Below are 20366 nucleotides of genomic sequence, written 5' to 3' on the forward strand. Positions count from 1 at the left end.
CCCGGCTACGCCGGGTAACCACGGGCCTTCGGCCCGGGTTGCTTGCGCCTTCGGCGCTGCGCGGCGCCTTTGGCGCCGGGACTGCCCCGGCCTTCGGCCGAGGGCCCTCGGCTTCGCCGAGGGCTGGCCCGCGCTGCGCGCGGGCAGCGGGCCGGCTGCGCCGGCCGGATCGGGCTGCGCCCGATCGGGAGGCGTGGCGGGTGCTGCGCGGGCATGGGTGGTGGTGGGTCAACTCCGCGCTTCGCTGCGGAGTTGGGTGGGTGTCAGGGTGGGGCCTTCGGCCCTTGGTGGGGTGGGGTGGGTGCCGGGCTTCGCCCGGGCTGGCTGGGGTGGTGGGTGGGGGCGCTTCGCGCCTTGGGTGGGTGGTTGGGTGATGGGTGGTCATGGGGTGGGGTCACTCGTTGGGGTGGTGGTGGGGCGGGCTTCGCCCGTTCTTGTGCATCAAAGACAGCAGCCCGCTAGACTCTGGTTTATGGGAAGGGCTCCGGATCGGCGCATCGCCCGGGGGCGCTGCCTCGACCTGGTGTCGCCGATCGCTCTTGGAATCGGCGTTGGAGGAACGCGGAGGAAAACGTGACGGACAGCCAGGATAGCCGGATCTACGTGCCTGGTGACGGCGGCGCCGAGGGAGGCGTAGCGGGGCTGACGGCCGAACAGGAAGCGGAGCTGGACGTGCTGGAGGCCCGGATCGTGGCTCTGATGCTGCTCCTCCGCACCAAGGGTCGGGGCTCGCGGCACTGGGACGCGGCGTGGACCGACCTGCGCGCAGCCCGGCTCCAATGGGATCACATCCTGGGATTCGACTGAATAACCAGGCTCGCTCCAAAGGCTTGGATCTGGCTTGTCTCTGCGTCGCATGAATTCCGTGAAAGGGAATTAACGTCATGACGAAGAAATTGCGCCCGCACCAGGAAGAGGCGTGCGACGCGGCAGTACGACTTCTGACGCTGCCGGCGTCAGGGTTGGTGCCGCCGGAGGGGCTGCGGTGCCAGATCCGAGCGGCGACGGGTTCGGGTAAGTCGCTGACGGCGGTTCACGTCGCCTCCCGGCTCCACTCGGAGCGGACGCTGGTGATCGTGCCCTCGCTGCCGCTGCTGGAGCAGACGGCTGGGGTCTGGCAGCGGGAGGGGCACGGCGGGCTGATGGTCGGGCTCTGCTCGCTGACGGGCAACGAGCAGCCGGCGGGCTTGCGGTGCACCACCGATCCGGCGGAGCTGGTGAAGTGGACGGCCGGGCCGGGGCGGGTGACGGTGTTCGCCACCTACGCCTCGCTGGGCCTGGGGCACCTGGAGAAGGCGCACCAGGCGGGCTTGGAGCCGTTCTCGCTCGCGATCGTGGACGAGGCACACCGGGTCTCTGGTGCGGCTGGGCGGCCGTGGGCGGCGATCCTGGACAACACCAAGGTGCCCTGTGACCGGCGGCTGTTCATGACGGCCACCCCTCGCCTGTGGGCGGTGAAGGAGACCGATCGCCTGCGAGCGGCGGCGGCCGGGATCGAGTCGGCCGAGCTGATCGCGAGCATGGACGACGAGGCACTGTTCGGACCCGTCGCCCACGACTACCCGCTCGGAACCGCGATCTCCGATGGCGTGATCGCCCCCTACCGGATCCTGTGCGTGGACGTCGCCGACCCGGTCCTCCAGGGCCTGGAGCAGCGCGGCGCGAGTGATGTGTCGGTGGAGTACCGGGGCGCCCGGCTGGCGGCCTTGCAGACGGCCCTGCTGACCGCCTGCGCGGAGTGGGACCTGTCCCGGGTGCTGTCCTTCCATCACATGGTGGCCGAGGCGCGGGCGCTGAGCACCGGCCTGCCGGACGTGGCCCGGGTGCTGTGGGAGCAGGACCCCGCGCTGCACCCGAACCCGGCGCTGGTCGGCACGAGCTGGCTGGAGGCCGAGCACACGCCACCCGAGCGCCGGGCCGCACTCGGCACCTTCGCCTCGCTGGTCAGGGAGGACGGGTGGCGGCTGCTGCGGTACGTCCTGGCCTCGGTGAAGGTGCTGTCGGAGGGCGTGGACACCTTCGACTGCGACGCGGTGTTCTTCGCCGACGTGCGCGGCTCGATGGTCGACCTGGTCCAGGCCGTCGGGCGCGCTTTGCGGATGCATCCGGGCAGCGGGAAGGTGGCCACGATCGTGGTGCCCGTCCTGCTCGGGGCCGGCGACAACGGCAACCAGCTGCTGACCTCTCGGGCCTACGACGGGCTGTCCAAGCTCCTGATGGCGCTGCGGGCGCACGACGCGGCCGCCGTCGAGCGCCTGGCCATGCCGCAGTCCGAGACCCGCCCGCCGAGGGAGCCGAAGCACGCCGGGGAGCCCGAGGAGCGCCGCTCCGCCGGCGGGGAGGCGCAGCTGCTGCAGTTCTCCACCCAGCGCGACCCGGCGGTGATCGCCGCGTTCATCCGCACCCGGGTGCTGGAGCCGGAGCGGGCGGAGTTCCGGCGCGGGCTGGAGGAGCTGCTCGCCTACCGGGAGAAGTTCGGGGACGTGAAGGTGCCCTACGCCTACCAGGCGCCGTCCGGGCACCGGCTGGGGGTGTGGGTGGCCGACCAGCGCCGGTACAAGGCCGCCGACGTCCTGGACCCGGAGCGGGTCAAGGAGCTGGACGAGCTGGGGTTCATCTGGTCGGCGTTCGACACGGCCTTCACCGACAACCTGGCCGCGGTCGCCGGGTACGCCGCCGAGCACGGCCACGCCTGCCCGCCCAACGAAGCGGTCTGGGGAGGCCGGCCGGTCGGGACCATCATGAAGAACCTGCGTACGGCGCAGCGGCGCACTGAGGCGCTGGAGCGCCGGGCCGAGGCCGGCGAGACCGGTTTGGACTGGACCGGGGCGCTGCCCGCCGATCGCAAGGCCGCCCTGGATGAGATCGACCCGGCGTGGTGTCCGGCGTGGTCGGTGGAGTGGCAGCGGTGCTTCGCCCTGGCCTGGCGGCACGTCAAGGACGGCGGAATGCTCGCCGGGGCCGAGCCGGGCAGCGTCGTCGTCCAGGGCGAGGACCTTGCCGGGTGGGGGCGCGCCCAGCAGGTCGGGTGGGACAAGCTCTCACCGGCGCAGCAGTGGGCGCTGGAGCACGTCCTCGGGATCGCGCCGCTGCCCACCAAGCAGAAGCCGGCGGGGAAGGTCTCGCACGCGGAGAAAGAGGCTCGCAATCTCGCCGCCGCCGCCCAGTACCGGGCCCGCGAAGGGCACCTAAACGTCCCCCGCAAGCACAAGGAAGCCCTGGCGCTGGGCGACGGCACCACCGTGGAGGTCAGCCTCGGCCTGTTCATCGCGAACAGCCGCAGTCGGCGCGCCGACATCCCCACCGAACGCGCCGCACGGCTCACCGAGCTGGGCATGCGCTGGCAATAGCCGGGCACGGGCCGGGCGCAGCGGGTGCAACACGCCCGCTGCAACGCGGCCCGGCCCCGCTTCGGGAGGGGTGAATGCCCAGGTCAGGGGTGCAACGCGAGCCGCGTTGCACCCCTTTGTTGCACCCCGTGTTGCGGTCGACTGTCCTGTGACAGCGAAGTCGGGGCGGTTGCCATCGAAGGTGGGACAACGCTGATCTGTGTCATCGAAGGTGGGAACTGCCCAGTTCCCTATAGAGTCGCCGTGTTGAAGGCCCGGTGGCTTCGTTCACGTGAAGTAGCAGCGTTTGATCAGCAGTTTGGGCAGCAGTTGGCGATCTTGAGTGCTGCAGATGCTCATGAGAAATGACGTCACCGTGGTTCGGTGCCACCGGAGTATGGCAGTAGCGGACCGCTCTTGATCATCGGTCGTTAGACTCCTGGGGTTCGGATGGTGTCGGTGGACCGGAAGGCCAAGCCATGGAGGATGAACGCTGGGACCGGTGGCCGGAGCCGTGGGTGGGCACGGATGCCGACATGCGGACGGTCGTTGGTGCGATCCCGCAGGAGGTCAAGGACGGGTTCAGGTACGACCAGGTCCCGTGGCAGCGGTTCCCGCACTTCTATGGCCCGGGCGAGGAGATCCCCGGTCTCCTCGCGACGCTCGCCTCCGGAGACGCCGAAGCCGCCAGCCGGGCCTTGGGGAATCTGTGGGAGGGCCTCCACCACCAGGGCAGCACGATCGCCGTGGGAGCACTGGCGGTGCCGTTCCTGCTCCGGATCGCGGCCACCGGGTCCTCTGAGCTCCGGGCGGCCACCCTGCGCCTGGTCGCCGAGATCGCACGGTGCCAGCACTTCGGGGACGGTAGACGCGAAGGACTCCTCCAGGTCGCCGAGGATCCAGCGGAGGCGGAGGGCACCACGATGTGTCCGGTGGACTGGACGATCCAGGCCGCTCGCGCCGCCATCACCGCCGACCTGCACTTCCTGTTCCCTCTTCTCCCCAACCCTGATCCCGAGGTCCGTTCCGCCACCGCCTTCGTCCTGGCGACGGCGACCGGCGAGATGCCGCGCATCTCCTCCGCCCTGCACAGCAGGCTGGCCGTGGAGGATGACCCGGCGGTCCGGGTGAGCCTGATCCTGGCGATCGCCCAACTTGCCCGCGAAGACCACAACGAACACGCTCCCGCATGGGCCCGGGCCCTGTGGTCCGACGCCGCCCAACCGCTCGAGACCCGCGTCGGCGCCGCCCTCGCCTGGCTGTGCCTGGTCGACGACCCTGTCCCCGACGAACTCCGGTCCCTCCTCACCGACCCCGGCACCGACCAGCTCGGCAAGCTGTTCCAGCAGGTGCCATGGATCCTCCCGGTCGACTACTACGGCAGCGGGCTGCGTCGCTGCATCCACGAAATGCTCACGCCGGATGTTCCCTGGAATGGTTCGCTCCGCTGAGGGCGGAGGACCATCACGTTGGAGCCTTCAACGGTCAGCCGGCCTTGGCGGGCGCTTCGGCTCGCGCGCGGGTGCTGGCGAGTCGGTAGGAGTCGGTGCCGGTCTCGATGATGGTGCCGTTGAAGGTCAGGCGGTCGACGATGGCCGCGCAGAGCCGGGGATCGGTAAAGGTCTTCGTCCAGCCAACTGGGGCTGGCACTTGTTCCTCGGGGAGAGGATGCCCTGCGACCAGGCCGTTTCAGGGGTCTGAATGTCTCTTTGATTGTCTTGCTGACAGCGCGGTTTTGTAGGCGCTACCTTCATTCGTCAGGTACGAGGAAGGTGTGCCGGATGGTGGAGTCGCGTCTGCGGGTGATCGAGGGCCGGACGGTGCCCGAGGTGCCCGTTGCCTGGGATCCATGGGAGTTCCAGGCGCTGTGTGTGGAGGCGTTCGTGGCCTCGTGGCGGGCCCGGGGGTTCAGTCCGGTGACGGTCGACAACGACATCGGCCTGCTGGAGCGAACGTTGAAGGCGCTGGGACGGCCGGCGTGGGATGTCACGCCCGAGGACATTGATCGCGTGGTCGGCGGCCTGGCCGTGGAAGGGCGGGCGCCATCCACCCGCCGCGGGTACGTCCAGATCTTCAAGGGCTTCCACCGGTTCCTGCAGGCCCGTAAGGCCGTTGAGATCGAGGCCGCGTTCGGGGTCCGGCTGGTCTGCCCGGTGGACGAGTTCAACGCCTCGCGGCATGTCGGCGACGACTCCCCGGCCCTGCTGCCGCCGCCGACCCCTGAGCGGGTCGAGGAGTTCTTCGAGTTCCTCAAGGCCCGGATCGCCACCGCCCGCAAGTACGCGCCCGCCGCCCGCGACTACGCACTGTTCCGGACGCTGTATCACGCCGGACTGCGCTCGGAGGAGGCCTCGCTCCTGGATCGTCCGGACGTGCACTTCAGCCGCGGGCCGTTCGGCAAGCTGCACGTGCGGTTCGGCAAAGGTGCTCACACCTCCGGGCCCCGTCCGCGCTGGGTGCCCATGCTCGACCAGCTGGACCTGATCCTGCGCTGGTTCCTCGACGACGTCCGCGGCAAGTTCCCCGACTCACCCGCGCTGTTCGCCGACGAGTCGGGCGGCCACCTTCACCAGGGCACCGTCCGCAACCGCCTGCGATACCTGATGGAGCTGGAGGGCCGTCCGGCCGCCGACCGGTTCAGTCCCCATGCCCTGCGGAGAGCCTGCGCGACCCACAACTACGAACGCGGAGTGGACCTGGTGGCCATCCAGCAGCTACTCGGTCACTGGACTGTCAGTTCGACCATGAGATACGTCCGGCCCTCGGCCACGTTCATCGAGGACGCCTATCGACGCGCCGTGACCAGCACTCTCGGCGAGCTCACCGGAGAGGAACCCACGCCGTGAACATCAAGTGGAAGCTGCGGATGGCCGCCGCCCCGCGCGAGGTCTGGACCGGCGCCCAGCTACGGCGGCTCCTGGCCGAGAAGGCCGGCCTGGAACTGTCCTCCGCCTCGGTGTCGGCCCTGTTCACCAAGGAACCCTCCCAGGTGAAGATGTCCACGCTCGCAGCGTTGTGCACCGCGCTGGAGTGCACCCCCAACGACCTGATCGAGGTCGACACCACCCCCGTCGAACGCCCTGCGGCTCCTCCTCGACCGGCAGCAGATTTGCCCCGGGTCGCCTCGGCCCGGGGCCGGTCGATGCCGCCGATCTGACCGAAGGAGGTGCGGGCGAGGTATGGGCAAAAGGCAGCGGGACTGTGTCGGGTGCGGGGCGCCGGTCGGGTTCATCGACCGGCAGCACTGCTGCCGCTGCACGGCCCGGATGAAGGAGGAGGCCGCCCGCGCGTCCTGCCCTGCCTGCCGGAGGTCACGCGTCCTGCAGGCGGACACCGGACGGTGCATCACCTGCTCGCGGACCTGCGCGGGCTGCGGCCGCCCGGTCCGCTCACCGACCGCCAGCCACTGCGGGATCTGCCGACGCCAAGCCGACAGGCAGGCCGCGAAGCAGGTCTGTCCTCGCTGCCAGCGGCCCGGCTTCCTGCAGACCACCACCGGATGGTGCGGCCACTGCTCGCGCCAGCGGCAGACCAAGCAGCCACCGCGGCAGTGCGCCGCCTGCGGCCAGGTGCGGCGTCATGCCGGGCTAGGGCTGTGTTCAGCCTGTTGGCAAAAGCACCCCGACCGACCCTTCACCGCCGCCGAGAACCTGGCCGCGCGGCTCGCCGAGCCCGTGCCCTGGCTGGCTGACTTCGCCAGCCATCTCGCCGAACGGCACAGCGCGAGTCGCGCCTGCACCATGATCAGCACCCTGGGCAGGCTGCTGGAGGACGAACACCCCAACCACCCCCAGGCCCTGCTGGACCGCGCCCGCCGCCCCGGCCGGTCGATGGGCTCCCTCGCCCGCGCGCTCGAAGGCTTCTTCACCCAGCGCGGCCTCGCCCTTCCCACCGACCAAGCGCAACGGCTCGCCGCCGGACGCCGCCGACGCCGCATCGACGCCACCCCGCTCCCGCTGCGGCCGCAGGTCCAGGCGTTCGCCGAGTCCATGCTGCGAGCACGCGAGCGCGCCCTCAAAGCCGGCACCCTGCCTCGCACCGACAGCACCATCGAGGCGGCCCTGGCCATCGTCCGTGACCTCGCCCGCTTCCTGACCAGCACGCGCAACAAGCAGGACTGGGCCCTGACCGACGTACACGACGTCGAGGAATTCCTGGCGACCATGCCCAAGGCCCGGCAACGCCGGCTGATCGTGCTGCGGCAGTACTTCCGCTTCGCCCGCTCCCGCAAGGTCGTACTCATCGACCCCACCCGGGGAGTGAAGGCCAAAGGCCCGTCCGGGTTCAGCGGCACCACCGTCGCTGTCGGGCAGCAGCGGCAGCTGTTCCGCCGCTGGACCACCGGCACCGACGCGCACCCGCACGAGGCACTGCTCGGAATCCTGGCCCTCCTCCACGCGGCCTCCAGCAGCGAGGTCCGGCTCCTGCACGTTGACGACCTCGACCCCGTCAACCGCACCATCCGCCTGGGCAAACGGCCGCATCCGGTGCCTATGGACCCGGTCAGTTGGTCGGTGCTGCAGCGCTGCCTGGCCCACCGCACGGACCAGCGCACCGACAACCCCCACGTGATCGTCACCAAGATCACCAGGAGCGGCCGGGCACCGGCGTCGACCGCCTATGTCAGCCACCTCCTGGACCCCTGCGGCGTTCCGCCGCGGACTCTGCGATGCACCCGCCTTGCCGACCTCGTGAACACTCTGGACCCCAAACTCGTCGCCGCAGCCCTCGGCATGGATCCCGAGGGTGTCATGATCTACCTCGCCGATCACGTCGACGCAGGACGCCTCCCCGACGCGTAATCTCCGCGACGGGTGGGGCCTCCGTGATCTACCGTTCAACCGATGAGCTCCCACGACACCGACCTCGACACGCCGACCGCCGTGACCGTCCGCTGCCAGAACAACCGCTCCGTCAGCGTGCGGCTCTGCGACTCCTCCCGGCTCGACGAGGACCGCGTGCAGTACGCGGTCGAGGCGTCCGCGCCGGGGCTGACCATTCGCGTTGACGAGGTGGTCGCCTGGAACTGGGGCGCGGACCTGGCGCCCTTCCTGGAGGGACTGGCGGTCGACTTCCGCGGCTGGGACGGGCAGCGGGTCTGGCAGACCAACGACCGGGATCTCACCGTCAGCGCGGTCTTCCGCTCCGGTGGTCACGTCGGGCTGACCTGGACTCTTCGCCCGTGGAGAAGTGCGGCCGGTGGTTGGGAGGCATCCGTTACGACCTGGCTCGACGCCGGCGAGCACATGTCTGCCCTCGCGGTCGATGTCCGACGCTTCCTCACCCAGCAGGACGGCGGCCGTGACTGATCTGCGGCTTGTCTGGACTCTCAACGGACACGGGTGGGCGGACTGCCGGATCGCTGACGGGCATGCTGATGCCGAAGTCACAGCGTCGTACATCACCAGCGCCCCCGAGGATCTCCTGACGGCGATCGCCCGGCTGGTCAGCGGTGAAGCCGAGACGCGTGCCCAGTTCCAGGCAGAGCCCACCGCTTTCCGGTGGATCTTCTACCGCGCAGGCGACGACGTGTGGATCCGCGTCCTTCAACTACCGGACGGGTCCAAGCACGACAACGCTGGCACCGAGATCTGGTCGACCCAGCAGAGCGTCGACGCCGTGGCACGAGCGGTGATCCGCTGCTTCGACGAAGTCGCCACGAAGTACGGCGAGAGCGGGTACCGCGGCAAGTGGGGCGAACACTTCCCCCGAACCGAGCTCGAAGCCCTCAGGTCGCTCTGGCGCACGCACCGGTCCGACCCGCCAGCCTGACCCCCGAACCCGTCGACATTCGGCGCTGCCTCGCACAGGTTGAGCGGAACATGTGCGCTTTGCCGAACGACTCGTTGGAGGCGATGGCGACGCTGTTCTTCTCCTCGCGCTCGGTGAGGACCTGGAAGAGCAGTTCCGCGCCGTGGCGGTCGAGCTCCATGTAGCCGAGCTCGTCAATGCACAAAAGGTCGACACGGCCGTAGCGGGCGATGGTCTTGTTCAGCTGCTTCTCGTCGGCGGCCTCCACCAGCTCGTTCACCAGCTTCGTGGCCAGCGTGTAGCGGACCCGGTAGCCCTGCATCGCGGCCTCGGTGCCCAGGGCGATGAGCATGTGGGACTTGCCGGTGCCGGAGTCGCCGATCAGGCAGAGCGGCTGGCTCTTCTTGATCCACTCGCAGCTGGCGAGGGTGTTGACCACGGCGGGGTCGATGTTGGGGTTGGCGTCGAAGTCGAAGGTCCGCAGCGACTTGTCGCGGGGGAACCCGGCGGCCTTGATCCGCCGCTCGGAGCGTCGGCGGGACCGGTCGTCGCACTCGGCCATCAGCAGCTCGGCGAGGAAGCCGCGGTAGGTCATCTGGTCCTTGACCGCCCGGTCGGCAATGTCGGCGAACTCGTTGCGGATCGACGGCAATCGCAGCAGTCGGCAGGCGGTGTCGATGGCCGTGGTCGCGGCCTGCTCGGTCAGGTTCCGCTGGCGGGGCAGGGTCATGGCGCTTCTCCCTCTCGCAGGTCACCGCCGCCGGCGCGGCGGTGTCGGAGCAACTGGTCGTAGTGGGTCACCGATGGCAGCGGCCTGGTGTCCGGGGGAAGGTGGTTGAGCTTCCACTCGTGCAGGAACGTCACGGTCGCGGTCCCTGGCGCGGCAGCTGGCCGCGGCGTGGGGACGTTGACCGCGGGTTCGTCCTCGGTCTGGGCGGCCTTGCGGGCCTCCAGCGCGACCGCGTCCGCGGTCAGGGCCCCGGCCCGCAACGCGGTGGCCAGGCCGGCGACGATGTGCTCGTGCGGAAGGTGGCGCCCCAGCAGCAGCACCTCGATCAGCGCCCTGGTGCCCTCGGCATCGCCGTGGGCCCTGACCGCCGCGGCCCACCAGGCGTCGTGGACCGGGGTGAACTTCCCGGCGGAGCGGGCCTGGTCGAGCGCGGTCGCGCCGGGGAAAGCGCCCGGCTTGCGGATCAGGGCCTCCAGATAGCGGTCGAGCTCCAGCCGGCAGCCGCCCTTGGCGATCAGCCGCTCGTGCCGGGCCACCTCCACGTTCCTGTCGTAGACCACCAGGTGGGAGGCGTGCAGCAGCACCCGGACGCGCTTGCCGATCAGGCGGACCGGCACCGAGTAGCGGTTGGTGCGGACCGCGATCTGGCCGTAGCGGTCAACCCGCGGCGTGAACACCCGCCCGGTCTCGAACGGGTCCTCCGGCAGCGGCAGCAGCCGCGGGCGCTCGTCTTCGAAGTACTCGTCGACCGTCCGTGCCCTGGACCCGATCCGGCGCCGCCCGTCGTGCCGGTCCCACTGCTCGACCAGCTCGTTCAGCTCCGCCAGGGAGTCGACCTCCGGCACCGGCACGAAGTGGTTGCGGCGGAAGTAGCCGATCTGACCCTCGACGCCGCCCTTCTCGTGGGCGCCCTCGATGCCGGGCCGGCAGTAGAAGCTCTCGATCCCGATCTTCCGCGAGTTCTCGATTTCTGAAGGCTGCCTCGCGCGAACTCACGGACCGGACACCAGGTCTCTGCGGCTGAGCGCTTCGGTTCCAAGTGACGGGGCGGTGTACGGTCATTCCGGCCCGTCCGTACCAGTGCGGTTCGCGGGAAGGCCCTGGCGAGACATCCTGAGCTACGGGGGAAGCGATGGCAACCGATCTGCCGATGAGCGTCCTGGGACCAGGTGGTGTCGAGGAGACGTGGCGACTCTTCCTGAAAGATGGCGAGGTCCCCGGCATCACCCTCAGGAGCTCCGACGGTGCGGCCTGGAGCGCCGACGGCGACGACATATTCGATGCCCTGTCACACATCCGGCTGCAGATTGAACCTTTGGGCTACCAACTGCTCTGCAACGGCGCCAGGATCGATGCCTATCCGTCAGGCATGTCCCGCGACATGGGGGGTGGAAGCATCCTGTACGTCCTGAAGCCGGGCCGGGCCGCCCAACAACGGGTGTCCATCTTCGACCGTGCAGCGCCGGCCTCTGTCGGCACCGTCGCCGCCCAGCGGGAGTTCTACGAGTCCTGGCTCGCCGGCCCCAAGCATTGGCCACTGACCGACCGAGCGAGGAACGCGCTGGCCGAGCTCTGGTTCCGGCTGCGCAACCGATAATCCACCGTCGCCCTGAAACGCCGAAGTCAGTAAGCGGTCATGGCCGGAGGCACGACAGCCTGGCCCTGCTGGCGGGTAGCCGCTCAGCAGGTGTCAGCGGTCGGCTCGGCGATTGAGGGAGCGACGGCCCGGGCATAGCGCAGGGTGCTTCCGGCGCCGAGTGCGAACACGTGGGCGAGGTGGAGGGGGTCGGCTCCGGTGGCGGCGGCTTCTTCGAGGATGCGGTCCTGTCGGAGCCGGTCCAGGCCGACCGGCAGCCGCTTGACCAGGCGGTCGAGCCAGAAAGTGCCAACCGCTGTCGTGGTGGTGGCCGTGTTGCGGCTGATCAGCAGATGGGGATTCGTGCTGTTGGGCCAGCGCTCGCGCCGGTAAGCCAGGTAGTCAGCGATCGCCTCGGTGGTGTAGTCGTCCAGCGGACGGTTGTAGCCGTCCGGGTCGAGGCGGCGGCCGGCCAGGTCGACCTGGTTCACCTGGAGCGTGCGGATGCGACGGGCGGCCAGCGCGTGGACGCCAGCGAGGGCGACGACCACTCGCAGAGCAGGATCCTTCCCCGCCGCGAAGGCGATGGCGTCGACGTCCTGTTCAGTGAGCGGGACGGGCACAGAGGCGTGGTGCTTGCCGGTTCTCACCCCTCGCATCGGGTTGGCGAAGACGAGCCGTTCCTTCTTCAGCACGTTGAACAGGCTCCGCAGGGCACTGGCCTCGTGCACCCGGTTGGGGCGGTCGGATAGCCAGGTGGTGACGTCGTCGCGGGTGACCTGACGCAGTGTCGTGTATGCCAACGTCCGATCGCGCAGGAACGGGCGGACCAGCCTGAGCTGGGTGATGACCGTGGACCGGGTGCGAGGGAGCCGGCGCCGGGTGCCGTCGCGCGAGATCGAGACCCAGGTGGCTTTATACGTGAGTTGTGAGAGCACCTGTTGCTCGGCGGCGAGAGCACCCCGTGCCACGGGAGAGTGATGTTGCCGAGTTTCGAGAACACCTGGGTGCTTGCCTCGGGACCATGGTTGTGCTCTGCACGACGAGGGGGCCGGGGTGCTGCCGAAGTCCAAGGTCGATCTGTACGCGGCGATCCGCCGTGACTCGCGTACCGGACTGTCGAATCGCGCTCTCATGCGGAAGTACGGCGTCGGCTTCCTGACAGTGAAGAAGGCCCTGGAGTCGGCCTGGCCTGAGCCCCGCAAGAAGCTGGCGCCCAGGACGACGCGGCTCGATCCGTTCAAGCCGCTGATCGACCAGATGCTGCGGGCGGATCTGGATGCGCCGCGCAAGCAGCGGCACACGGTGAAGCGGATCTTCGATCGGCTGGTGGACGAGTACGGCGCCGACGAGGTCTCGTACCAGATGGTCCGCGGCTACGTGGCCGAGCGCCGCGGAGAGATCCGTCTGCAGGCGGGCCGCGGAGTGGTGGACGCGTTCGTGCCGCAGACCCACAAGCCCGGTGCGGAGGCGGAGGTCGACTTCGGGGACGTGACGGTGCGTCTGGCCGGCGAGCTGGTCACCTGCTACCTGTTCGCGTTCCGGCTGTCCTACTCCGGCAAGGCGGTGCACCGGATCTTTGCCTCGTGCGGGCAGGAGGCGTTCTTCGAGGGCCACGTCCACGCTCTCAACACGTTGGGCGGGGTGCCGACCGGGCGGGTCCGCTACGACAACCTTAGAGCCGCCGTCGCCCGGGTGCTGGGCTTCTCCCGGCAGCGGGTGGAGGCCGAGCGGTGGACCGCCTTCCGCTCGCACTACGGCTTGGATGTCCTCTACTGCCAGCCCGGCATCGGGGGCGCCCACGAGAAGGGCGGCGTCGAGGGTCAGATCGGCTGGTTCCGCCGCAACCACCTGGTCCCTGTCCCGGAAGTGGCGACGCTGGCAGACCTCAACGCGATGATCGACCGGTGGGACGAGGAGGACGAGGCCCGCCGGATCCGATCCCGGCCCCGCACCATCGGCGAATACCTCGCCGCCGAGCGGCCGCTGCTGGCACCGCTTCCTGACGAGCCGTTCGAGACCGGCCGGCTGTTCACCCCAAGGGTCGACCGCTACAGCCAGATCGGGGTGCGCAACAACCGCTACTCGGTGCCGGTGCGGTTGATCGGCCGGACCGTCCGGGTCATGTTGCACGCCTCCGAGCTGGTCGTCTACGACGGTCGGGAGGAGGTCGCCCGGCACGAGCGGCTGATCGCCAAAGGCGGCACCCGACTCGACCTCGACCACTACCTGGAGGCCCTGGTCCGCAAGCCCGGCGCCCTGCCCGGGGCGACCGCGCTCGACCAGGCCCGCTCGGCCGGCCGTTTCACCCCGGTCCACGACGCCTGGTGGGCGGCCGCCCGCAAGGCCCACGGCGAGCGCGAGGGCACCCGCGCGCTGATCGAGGTCCTGCTGCTGGGCCGGCATCTGCCCCACGAACACCTCGTCGCAGGTCTCGCCGCGGCCCTCCGATCAGGCGCGCTGACCGCCGACGCGGTCGCGCTGGAGGCACGCAAGGCCGCCGAGGCCGACAGCAGGACACCCGCAGAACCGGAGCCGCCCGCCACCGGCCGGGCCACCGTGACCTCGCTCACCGAGCGGCGCCTGGCCCAGCTTCCGCCCGATACCAGGCCGCTGCCCTCAGTGGCCCACTACGACCAGCTGCTGCGACACCGCCGACCGGACCACCCGACTCCTTGAAGGAGAACGCCGTGACCTTCCCCCGCCAGCGAGGAATCACCGAGCAGGCCGCCACCGCCGCCATCGACCAGGCCTGCCGGATGCTGCGGCTGCCCACCATCCGATCCCAGTTCCCCGAGCTCGCCGAGAGTGCCGCCCGCGAGCAGATGTCCTACCTCGGCTTCCTCTCCGAACTGTTGATGGCCGAGTGCGACGACCGGGCCCGGCGACGGTCGGAACGACGGATCAAGGCCGCCGGCTTCCCCCGGGACAAGTCCCTGCGGAAGTTCGACTTCGACGCGAACCCGAACATCGACCCCGCAACGATCCACACCCTCGCGGCCTGTGAGTGGATCAAGAAGAGTCTGCCGCTCTGCCTGATCGGCGACTCCGGCACCGGCAAGTCCCACCTGCTGATCGCGCTCGGCACCGAGGCCGCGATGGCCGGCTTCCGAGTCAAGTACGTGCTGGCCACCAAGCTCGTCAACGAGCTGGTCGAGGCCGCGGACGAGAAGCAGCTCGCCAAGACCATCGCCCGCTACGGCCGCGTCGACCTGCTCTGCATCGATGAGCTGGGATACATGGAACTCGACCGCCGTGGGGCCGAGTTGCTCTTCCAGGTTCTGACCGAACGGGAGGAGAAGAACAGCGTGGCCATCGCCTCGAACGAGTCGTTCGCCGGCTGGACCAAGACCTTCACCGACCCCCGCCTCTGCGCTGCCATCGTCGACCGCCTCACCTTCAACGGCACCATCATCGAGACCGGCACCGACTCCTACCGACTCGCCAGCACCCGCGCCCGCGCCGAACAGCAAGCCGTCGGCTGACCACGTCGGGGGCCCTACCGCAGTGGTCCGCATTCATCGACGAACACTGTCGGCGCCGACAGGAACACGTCGGCGTCCGCAGGGCCATAGGCGATGTTGAACGTGTCCAGCCAGTACGACCAGTCCTGCATCCCCGCCGCACTGCTGAAGCGGTAGTTCAGCTGCCAACGCACCCACTGGCCCGGGCGGAGACGCACCGCTGGCGGCCTGCGAGGGCGGGGCGGCAGTCCGAACAGAGGATCCACTCGGGGAAGCACCCGCAGTCGGCCGTCCGCCTCCCGGAGGGTGACGGCGACCTTGCGAAGCTCCTCCTGAGTCTCCCGCGGCTCGAAACGATCACGTTCGTGCATGCGGACGACGTGCGCGAAAGAAGCCGACCCCGGAGGCACCGCGAAGCCCACCGGGGCCGCGTTCCTACGAGCAGCGGCCTCGCCACCCCGGGACTGCTTCGTCCATGCCGTTCTGATCCACTGCACCGTGATCTCCAAGACACCCACCTTCCCGGCGAAGGATACGGAGGTCGGGGAGCGGACGTCATCGCCATTTCGACACGCTGGCGAGTGCTCTCAGTTGTCACCGACTTTTCGGGTGCCGACGGCCGACGACTGCTCTCGAAACCCGCCGACAAGTGCTCTCGGTTTTCACCTACGCAGCCACCCAGGCGTCGACCTCCGCCCGAATCCCGGCCGCGAGGAATTCCAGGCGTGTGTCGCACCAGGTCTGCACGGTGTCGGGCCGGTCGTCCAGCAGCACGTCCAGGTCCTCGAAGACCTCCAGGACGTGGTTGGAGGGGATCGCGTTGTGGGTGAGCTGGGCGATCGTGGACGCTCGGATCGGCTCGCCGATCACGTGGACCGAGCAGAGGATGCGGATGCCCCGGCGGACGGAGCCGAGCGTGCGGGGAGGCCAGCCCCTCAGCTCCGCGATCCGTCCGGCACGCGCTTCCAGGACAGCGGCCAGTTCGGGATCCAATAGCGGTGCCAGGCTGCTGACGCCGTGCAGGTCATGGGCCATCTCGAACAGCGGCAGCTGCCTCCAGCGCGACCGTACGGAGTGCAGTCGCCGGTCCGGCGACCTGTCCGCGGTGTTCTGCGGCAGGGGCGGCAGGCCGCCGCGCGAACGCAGGGTGCCGATGATGAACAGCTGGTGCCCGGTGCGGGCGGCGACCGTCAGGTCGACGCGCGTCTTGTTGTCCGGCCCAGCGATCAGGCTGGCCTGCCGGCGGCAAAGCCGGCAGACGCCGTCCTGGGCGGCCACCTCGCGGTCGCAGACCTCGCAGTGATCGCCGGTGGCCTTGGCGACGAAGCCCCAGCATGCCTTGCAACGGGGGCGGTCAAGCCATCCCCAGCCGAGGCAGTCCCGGCAGCTGCGGGTGGCCCAGGGGCGGCGGCGACGTATCGGCGCGCTCACAACGGCGGCCCTGACCGGCCGGAACGGCGACGCAGGACGACCGGGTTGCCGCCCACGACTTTCCGCTCAGCCTGATCATCCACGCCCACCGACTGCCGCTGGTCGATCGGCTCGGGAATCAGCAGGTCGGCGGGTGTGCACTGCAGCACCGAGCAGAACACGTCCAGGTCGTCGAGGCGGACGGTCAACGGGCGGCCCGACCACAGGTGCGACATCTTGCCCGCCGAGATGACCAGTCCGGCGTCCGCGAGCATGCGCTGCAGCTCGGACGCCTTCCAGATGTCGCGCTTGGCTGCGACCATCCGCAAGTTCCACTTCACCGTGTCTTACAAAGTGCGACTTGAAGGCGATCCACCGGTCGGCCTCGACCCGGGCCCGGCTCAGCCCCAGCACCCGGGCGACGGCGGCCTTCAGGTTGTCGTAGCGGACCTTGCTCCGCGGAACCCCGCCCAGCGTCCGAAGCGCGTAAACGTGGCCTTCGAAGAATGCCTCCTGTCCGCAGGACGCGAAGACGCGGTGGACGGCCTTGCCCGAGTAGGACAGGCGGAGGGAGAACAGGTAGCAGGTCACCAGCTCGCCGGCGAGTTTCACCGTCACGTCGCCGAAGTCGACCTCGGCCTCCATCCCGGGCTGGTGCGTCTGCGGGACGAACGCCTCGATCGGGGCCTTGCCCGACTCCACCAGGATCTGCGGTTTGCGGTCCGCGACGTAGCGCCGGACCTGCTGGTAGGACACCTCGGCGCCGTGCTCCTCGACCAGGCGGTGAAAGATCCGCGTAGTGGTGTGCCGCTGCTTGCGCGGCGCGTCCAGGTCGGCCCGCAGGATCCCGTCGACCACCGCCTTGTACGGGTCCAGCGCGGTCGCCCGGGGCGGGAGCTTCTTCCGCGGCTCCGGCCAGACCGAGTCCACGGCCTTCCTGATCGTCCGCCACGACACGTTGTACTTGCGCTCGATCTCCCGCAGCTTCATGCCGCCTCGGTGGTCGCGCCGGATCGCGGCGTACAGCTCGACCTTCGACATCTTCGGCATGACCAGGGCCTTTCACCAGGAGCACTCCCGATGCTGGCCTGGCAAGTACCCAGCTGACGTCGAAACTCGTGAACATCACCCGTCCGTGGTTCGGGGTGCCTCCCAAACTCGTGAACAACTGACGTCACAACTCGTGAGCAAAGCCACCCTGCAGCAACGAAGGCCCACACCCCGATGGATCGGGGTGTGGGCCTTCGTTGTGTTCGATGCCGGTTGGGCTGCTGCCGCCCAGTGCCCGCGACACGGGGCGGACTGGTGGGCAGCGGCGGCGGCCGGTGTTGTCCCGTCTCGCAACGTTCTCGCTGTCTCACGTGACCTTGTTGGATTCGCGGCTGGTCTCAAGTGACGTTGCCACGTTGGCCGGGGCTATGAGCCGGCGCCGTGATTCAGAGGCACACCCGCGCTGTTCTGCCAGCGGTGAGCTCCGGCCCGACCGGGCTCGACGGTCACTACAGTCCCGTCTCATGACGACGGTTACTGCACGCACGGGTGAACTCCGGCCGACGGCCTGACAATGATCGGGCACCTCGCGCTCCCGGCCGGTGTCGACCGCCGACCTGCGGTGCTGCTCGCCGAGGGCCTGGGGCTCAGCGACGTCGAGCGCCGCCGGGCCGATGCGCTCGCCCAGCTGGGATACGTAGCGCTGGCCTTCGACCTCCGCCGCGAACGCTTCCAGGCGCGGACGGACCGTCTCCATCTCCTCAGGTGTCACCCCTGACAGAAGATCACAGCCTATTGGACAATGATCAATCAGGGTACCTAACAAAGCCCTACTAGGCGGGCGCGCGGTCGATACGGCGGGGAGACCGGCGCGATACCGCCGTCCACCACGATGGCGTCCGGGCACGGGGCTGACCCGCAGACCCAGAACCAACGGACCGGAAGAGAACGGTGGACGAAGTGCGGAAGATCTTCAAGCGGCTTGCCATGGGCACAGCGGTGACCACGATCGCGGCCGGTGGTGTCGCGATCACGCCGGCAGTGGCCGAGGCCGCCAGCTACAACGGCGCGTGCGGTCCGGGGTACAACGTCGTCGACTCCCTGCCGTTGGCGGAGGGCACCGTCTTCCTCACGTACGACAGCTCCCACGGCTTCAACTGCGTCGTGACCGTCCGGAACAACCCGAGCTCGCACCTGATGGACATGAACGCGGGCATCAGGCTGTCCGGCTTTGGGTCGCAGTGGATCGAGGACCAAGGCTCCTACACGACCTACGCCGGCCCGAAGTACGTGTATGCGTACGGTTCCTGCGTCGACTGGAAGGGTGCGATCCAGGGCGAGATCAACGAGCAAGACAACTCCCACTGCGGGTGATCTTGCACCGGGTCTGCTGAAGATCGCTGATTGCGGCCCCGTTGCGTGATCACGTCCTCGGCCTCCAGGCCTGCGGCCATAGCTTGGGCGATCCGCTCCGCGATGCGGCTGTCAACCCTGCGGAACCTGGTCGTCCGGTGCGATCGGGTGAGGCCGGGGCTTGGGGGTGGGTGGTGTGGGCGTCCAGGCGCCGGTGGGGTCGTCGTCCCAGTCGTCCCGGTCGTCCCGGTCCGGGGCTGGTGAAGTGTGCGGCTCGGGCTGGCGGGGCCGGGCGAACAGGCCGCGGAGGATGGCCGCGTGGCCGCGACGCGGGTAGGCGGGTTCGTCGGTCATGGTCAGTTCGTCTCGGGCAGCGGGGGCAGGTAGGCGCAGGTGGCGGCGTGGTCGGTGACCTGCTGGCGGACCGCGTAGACGTACATGGCTGCTTGCTGTCCGAGGCCGTCGCGGCAGCCGGTGCAGTACCACCACGCTGTGGTCTCGTCGTGGGTGTGGGTGCCGATGGGCCAGGGCTCGGCGCCGATCAGCTCGATGTGGGCGCCGCCCTTGGTGAGCTGGCGCATCCAGACGTGGCCCACGCCGCCGCCGGTCGGTGCGTTGCCGATGTGGACCTGGCCGTGGTCGAGGCGGATCCGGCCGTGGTCGGCGGCCTGTTCCAGGAACGTCATCAGGCGGTCGTGGCCGCCGAGGAGATGGCCGCCGGGGATGACGCGCGACCAGATGTACAGCTCTCCGACGGTGGTGCGGCGCTGGCCGAGGGCCTCCAGGTGGTCGAGGGCGGCGGAGCGCCCCGCTGGGTGCCGTAGGGTGAGGGCACCGACGCGGGGTGGAGCAGCTCGGTAGCTCGCTGGGCTCATAACCCAGAGGTCGCAGGTTCAAATCCTGTCCCCGCTACGAACGCGAGGGCCCGGCGTGTGCTGGGCCCTCGCTGTGTTGTGGATCGGTGGAGCGACTGGACCGGCTCGTCCGTACCCGATGGCCTCCTTGCCCTGCCGGTACTTCATGTCCAGCAGAGCCGCCCGCGCCACCGACCACACGTACGCGGCCCACTCGGGGTGGGCGTATGGGGCGCGGGAGAACCCGGCCTGTCGCTGCCAGGTCACTACTGGTCGCCCTGGCCGAGGATCTCGACCCCGGCCGAGAGCGCCTCGCCGATCGGCGTGGTACCGGAGACCAAGCGCGGGCGCTGCGCGAAGGCGCCCAGGGGTCGGGGAGCGCCCTGGGCTAACCAAGCGGCCCGGCGACCCCGCCCCGGCCTCCTCCGGCGACCGGCCGGCCCGGGCGGCAGCGGAGTGCAGTGGGCCGCGCTGGGCGGATGAGCCCAGCACTACGGTCGCACTCAGCCCTCTTTCCCACGGCTATCGCGTGGAAAGAGGTGTCGGCGCGGGGAAGAGGCTTGCCCATAGGGCCTGATCTGGGAGAACGCCAGTTCCGGCGATGAAGGGGCTACGTCCTTCGGTCCGCCTCCCGGTCCAACTGTTCAGCCAACGGTTCAGGCAACGGTTCAGCCCCCTATGAAAGCAACCCCTCTCCCGCAAGCTCCAGGGCCTGGGCGGGTGCCGTCGTGGAACACGGAGCATCAGTGGTTGTCTGGGCTGGCTGCTGGTAAGACGCGATGCTGGCGCGTACGGAGGGCGGGGTGGGCGGGGCGGAGCTGAAAACCCCCCCACCACCGGTGGTTGTTATCCCCCCCCCCCTTTTGCCTCCCCCCCCCCCAGAGGTTGTTGGTACCCGCCCCCCAAAAA

Annotated in this window: 22 protein-coding genes, 1 tRNA gene and 2 pseudogenes; 16 read left to right on the top strand and 9 right to left on the bottom strand. The window is 69.5% G+C overall.

Annotated features, from left to right (window positions below; genetic code table 11):
* Positions 1–573: 573 nt before the first annotated feature.
* The 3 genes from ACZ5ON_RS34000 (at position 574) to ACZ5ON_RS34010 (ending at position 4780) form a co-directional block, all read left to right on the top strand.
* Entirely contained in the window at positions 574–807 is a 234-nt protein-coding gene (locus ACZ5ON_RS34000; protein ID WP_465600904.1) for a hypothetical protein, read from the top strand.
* Between the two features lie 77 nt (positions 808–884).
* Positions 885–3350: a helicase associated domain-containing protein gene (locus tag ACZ5ON_RS34005; RefSeq protein ID WP_465600907.1), complete on the top strand. Its 2466-nt coding sequence runs from the start codon at positions 885–887 to the stop codon at positions 3348–3350.
* Positions 3351–3865: 515 nt separating this feature from the next.
* Entirely contained in the window at positions 3866–4780 is a 915-nt protein-coding gene (locus ACZ5ON_RS34010) for a hypothetical protein (protein ID WP_465600910.1), read from the top strand.
* A 34-nt stretch (positions 4781–4814) separates the two neighbouring features.
* Here the strand turns inward: ACZ5ON_RS34010 and ACZ5ON_RS34015 are convergent.
* Positions 4815–4964, bottom strand: a pseudogene (locus ACZ5ON_RS34015) (ATP-binding protein); the annotation flags it as partial.
* A gap of 146 nt (positions 4965–5110) precedes the next feature.
* Here ACZ5ON_RS34015 and ACZ5ON_RS34020 point away from each other — a divergent pair.
* The 5 genes from ACZ5ON_RS34020 (at position 5111) to ACZ5ON_RS34040 (ending at position 9101) form a co-directional block, all read left to right on the top strand.
* Positions 5111–6175 (top strand): tyrosine-type recombinase/integrase, encoded by a 1065-nt coding sequence (locus ACZ5ON_RS34020; protein WP_465600913.1) that lies wholly within the window; start codon positions 5111–5113, stop codon positions 6173–6175.
* Complete coding sequence (locus tag ACZ5ON_RS34025; RefSeq protein WP_465600916.1) at positions 6172–6486, top strand: helix-turn-helix domain-containing protein; 315 nt, start codon at positions 6172–6174, stop codon at positions 6484–6486. The genes ACZ5ON_RS34020 and ACZ5ON_RS34025 overlap by 4 nt, the downstream gene beginning before the upstream one ends.
* Positions 6487–7003: 517 nt before the next feature.
* The gene (locus ACZ5ON_RS34030; RefSeq protein WP_465600919.1) at positions 7004–8131 is read left to right on the top strand and encodes a tyrosine-type recombinase/integrase; all 1128 of its coding nucleotides are present in this window, start codon (positions 7004–7006) and stop codon (positions 8129–8131) included.
* A gap of 42 nt (positions 8132–8173) precedes the next feature.
* The gene (locus tag ACZ5ON_RS34035; protein ID WP_465600921.1) at positions 8174–8638 is read left to right on the top strand and encodes a DUF6228 family protein; all 465 of its coding nucleotides are present in this window, start codon (positions 8174–8176) and stop codon (positions 8636–8638) included.
* On the top strand, positions 8631–9101 hold the full coding sequence (locus ACZ5ON_RS34040; protein ID WP_400667143.1) for a hypothetical protein: 471 nt from the start codon (positions 8631–8633) through the stop codon (positions 9099–9101). Before ACZ5ON_RS34035 ends, ACZ5ON_RS34040 begins: the two co-directional genes overlap by 8 nt.
* Here ACZ5ON_RS34040 and istB (ACZ5ON_RS34045) read toward each other — a convergent pair.
* The gene (gene istB / locus ACZ5ON_RS34045) at positions 9058–9810 is read right to left on the bottom strand and encodes an IS21-like element helper ATPase IstB (protein WP_465600924.1); all 753 of its coding nucleotides are present in this window, start codon (positions 9808–9810) and stop codon (positions 9058–9060) included. The two genes, ACZ5ON_RS34040 and istB (ACZ5ON_RS34045), sit on opposite strands and share 44 nt — an antisense overlap.
* Positions 9807–10661 carry a Mu transposase domain-containing protein gene (locus tag ACZ5ON_RS34050; RefSeq protein ID WP_465600926.1) on the bottom strand — a complete coding sequence of 285 codons (855 nt, stop codon included), beginning with the start codon at positions 10659–10661 and terminating at the stop codon, positions 9807–9809. The genes istB (ACZ5ON_RS34045) and ACZ5ON_RS34050 overlap by 4 nt, the downstream gene beginning before the upstream one ends.
* Before the next feature lie 281 nt (positions 10662–10942).
* Here ACZ5ON_RS34050 and ACZ5ON_RS34055 point away from each other — a divergent pair, with 281 nt between their 5' ends.
* Positions 10943–11407 (top strand): hypothetical protein, encoded by a 465-nt coding sequence (locus tag ACZ5ON_RS34055; RefSeq protein ID WP_465600929.1) that lies wholly within the window; start codon positions 10943–10945, stop codon positions 11405–11407.
* Between the two features lie 83 nt (positions 11408–11490).
* Here the strand turns inward: ACZ5ON_RS34055 and ACZ5ON_RS34060 are convergent, their stop codons facing one another.
* On the bottom strand, positions 11491–12357 hold the full coding sequence (locus ACZ5ON_RS34060; protein WP_465600931.1) for a hypothetical protein: 867 nt from the start codon (positions 12355–12357) through the stop codon (positions 11491–11493).
* A gap of 88 nt (positions 12358–12445) precedes the next feature.
* On the opposite strand from ACZ5ON_RS34060, the gene istA reads away from it, so the two are divergent.
* Both istA and istB (ACZ5ON_RS34070) read left to right on the top strand, forming a co-directional pair.
* Entirely contained in the window at positions 12446–14065 is a 1620-nt protein-coding gene (gene istA, locus ACZ5ON_RS34065; protein WP_465600969.1) for an IS21 family transposase, read from the top strand.
* A gap of 11 nt (positions 14066–14076) precedes the next feature.
* Positions 14077–14871 carry an IS21-like element helper ATPase IstB gene (gene istB / locus ACZ5ON_RS34070; protein ID WP_465600933.1) on the top strand — a complete coding sequence of 265 codons (795 nt, stop codon included), beginning with the start codon at positions 14077–14079 and terminating at the stop codon, positions 14869–14871.
* Between the two features lie 14 nt (positions 14872–14885).
* Here istB (ACZ5ON_RS34070) and ACZ5ON_RS34075 read toward each other — a convergent pair whose 3' ends face one another.
* From ACZ5ON_RS34075 to ACZ5ON_RS34085, 3 genes are all read right to left on the bottom strand, one after another.
* Positions 14886–15359 carry a hypothetical protein gene (locus ACZ5ON_RS34075; RefSeq protein ID WP_465600935.1) on the bottom strand — a complete coding sequence of 158 codons (474 nt, stop codon included), beginning with the start codon at positions 15357–15359 and terminating at the stop codon, positions 14886–14888.
* A gap of 157 nt (positions 15360–15516) precedes the next feature.
* Complete coding sequence (locus ACZ5ON_RS34080) at positions 15517–16281, bottom strand: hypothetical protein (protein WP_465600938.1); 765 nt, start codon at positions 16279–16281, stop codon at positions 15517–15519.
* Positions 16278–16601 carry a helix-turn-helix domain-containing protein gene (locus ACZ5ON_RS34085; protein ID WP_465600941.1) on the bottom strand — a complete coding sequence of 108 codons (324 nt, stop codon included), beginning with the start codon at positions 16599–16601 and terminating at the stop codon, positions 16278–16280. The genes ACZ5ON_RS34080 and ACZ5ON_RS34085 overlap by 4 nt, the downstream gene beginning before the upstream one ends.
* Before the next feature lie 151 nt (positions 16602–16752).
* On the opposite strand from ACZ5ON_RS34085, the gene ACZ5ON_RS34090 reads away from it, so the two are divergent.
* The 3 genes and pseudogenes from ACZ5ON_RS34090 to ACZ5ON_RS34100 all read left to right on the top strand — a co-directional run bounded on the left by ACZ5ON_RS34090 (position 16753) and on the right by ACZ5ON_RS34100 (position 18624).
* On the top strand, positions 16753–17367 hold the full coding sequence (locus tag ACZ5ON_RS34090; RefSeq protein WP_465600943.1) for a hypothetical protein: 615 nt from the start codon (positions 16753–16755) through the stop codon (positions 17365–17367).
* A gap of 407 nt (positions 17368–17774) precedes the next feature.
* Positions 17775–18025, top strand: a pseudogene (locus ACZ5ON_RS34095) (dienelactone hydrolase family protein); the annotation flags it as partial.
* 185 nt (positions 18026–18210) lie between these two features.
* Complete coding sequence (locus ACZ5ON_RS34100; protein WP_465600946.1) at positions 18211–18624, top strand: spore-associated protein A; 414 nt, start codon at positions 18211–18213, stop codon at positions 18622–18624.
* Positions 18625–18735: 111 nt separating this feature from the next.
* Here ACZ5ON_RS34100 and ACZ5ON_RS34105 read toward each other — a convergent pair whose 3' ends face one another.
* The gene (locus ACZ5ON_RS34105; RefSeq protein WP_465600948.1) at positions 18736–18957 is read right to left on the bottom strand and encodes a hypothetical protein; all 222 of its coding nucleotides are present in this window, start codon (positions 18955–18957) and stop codon (positions 18736–18738) included.
* Positions 18958–18959: 2 nt separating this feature from the next.
* Positions 18960–19289, bottom strand: coding sequence for a hypothetical protein (locus ACZ5ON_RS34110; protein WP_465600950.1), 330 nt, complete (start codon positions 19287–19289; stop codon positions 18960–18962).
* A 9-nt stretch (positions 19290–19298) separates the two neighbouring features.
* On the opposite strand from ACZ5ON_RS34110, the gene ACZ5ON_RS34115 reads away from it, so the two are divergent.
* Together ACZ5ON_RS34115 and ACZ5ON_RS34120 are read left to right on the top strand one after the other, a co-directional pair.
* Positions 19299–19427, top strand: coding sequence for a hypothetical protein (locus tag ACZ5ON_RS34115; protein WP_465600953.1), 129 nt, complete (start codon positions 19299–19301; stop codon positions 19425–19427).
* A gap of 14 nt (positions 19428–19441) precedes the next feature.
* Positions 19442–19515, top strand: a tRNA-Met gene (locus tag ACZ5ON_RS34120).
* Positions 19516–20366 lie beyond the last annotated feature (851 nt).

Source organism: Kitasatospora sp. NPDC032150, assembly GCF_055579945.1.

Bases quoted from the DNA above. Each gene is read 5' to 3' on its own strand.
- ACZ5ON_RS34005 (WP_465600907.1), top strand. From the start codon at position 885: ATGACGAAGAAATTGCGCCCGCACCAGGAAGAGGCGTGCGACGCGGCA.
- ACZ5ON_RS34010 (WP_465600910.1), top strand. From the start codon at position 3,866: ATGCGGACGGTCGTTGGTGCGATCCCGCAGGAGGTCAAGGACGGGTTC.
- ACZ5ON_RS34020 (WP_465600913.1), top strand. From the start codon at position 5,111: ATGGTGGAGTCGCGTCTGCGGGTGATCGAGGGCCGGACGGTGCCCGAG.
- ACZ5ON_RS34035 (WP_465600921.1), top strand. From the start codon at position 8,174: ATGAGCTCCCACGACACCGACCTCGACACGCCGACCGCCGTGACCGTC.
- istB (WP_465600924.1), bottom strand. From the start codon at position 9,810: ATGACCCTGCCCCGCCAGCGGAACCTGACCGAGCAGGCCGCGACCACG.
- ACZ5ON_RS34055 (WP_465600929.1), top strand. From the start codon at position 10,943: ATGGCAACCGATCTGCCGATGAGCGTCCTGGGACCAGGTGGTGTCGAG.
- ACZ5ON_RS34105 (WP_465600948.1), bottom strand. From the start codon at position 18,957: ATGACCGACGAACCCGCCTACCCGCGTCGCGGCCACGCGGCCATCCTC.
- ACZ5ON_RS34110 (WP_465600950.1), bottom strand. From the start codon at position 19,289: ATGACGTTCCTGGAACAGGCCGCCGACCACGGCCGGATCCGCCTCGAC.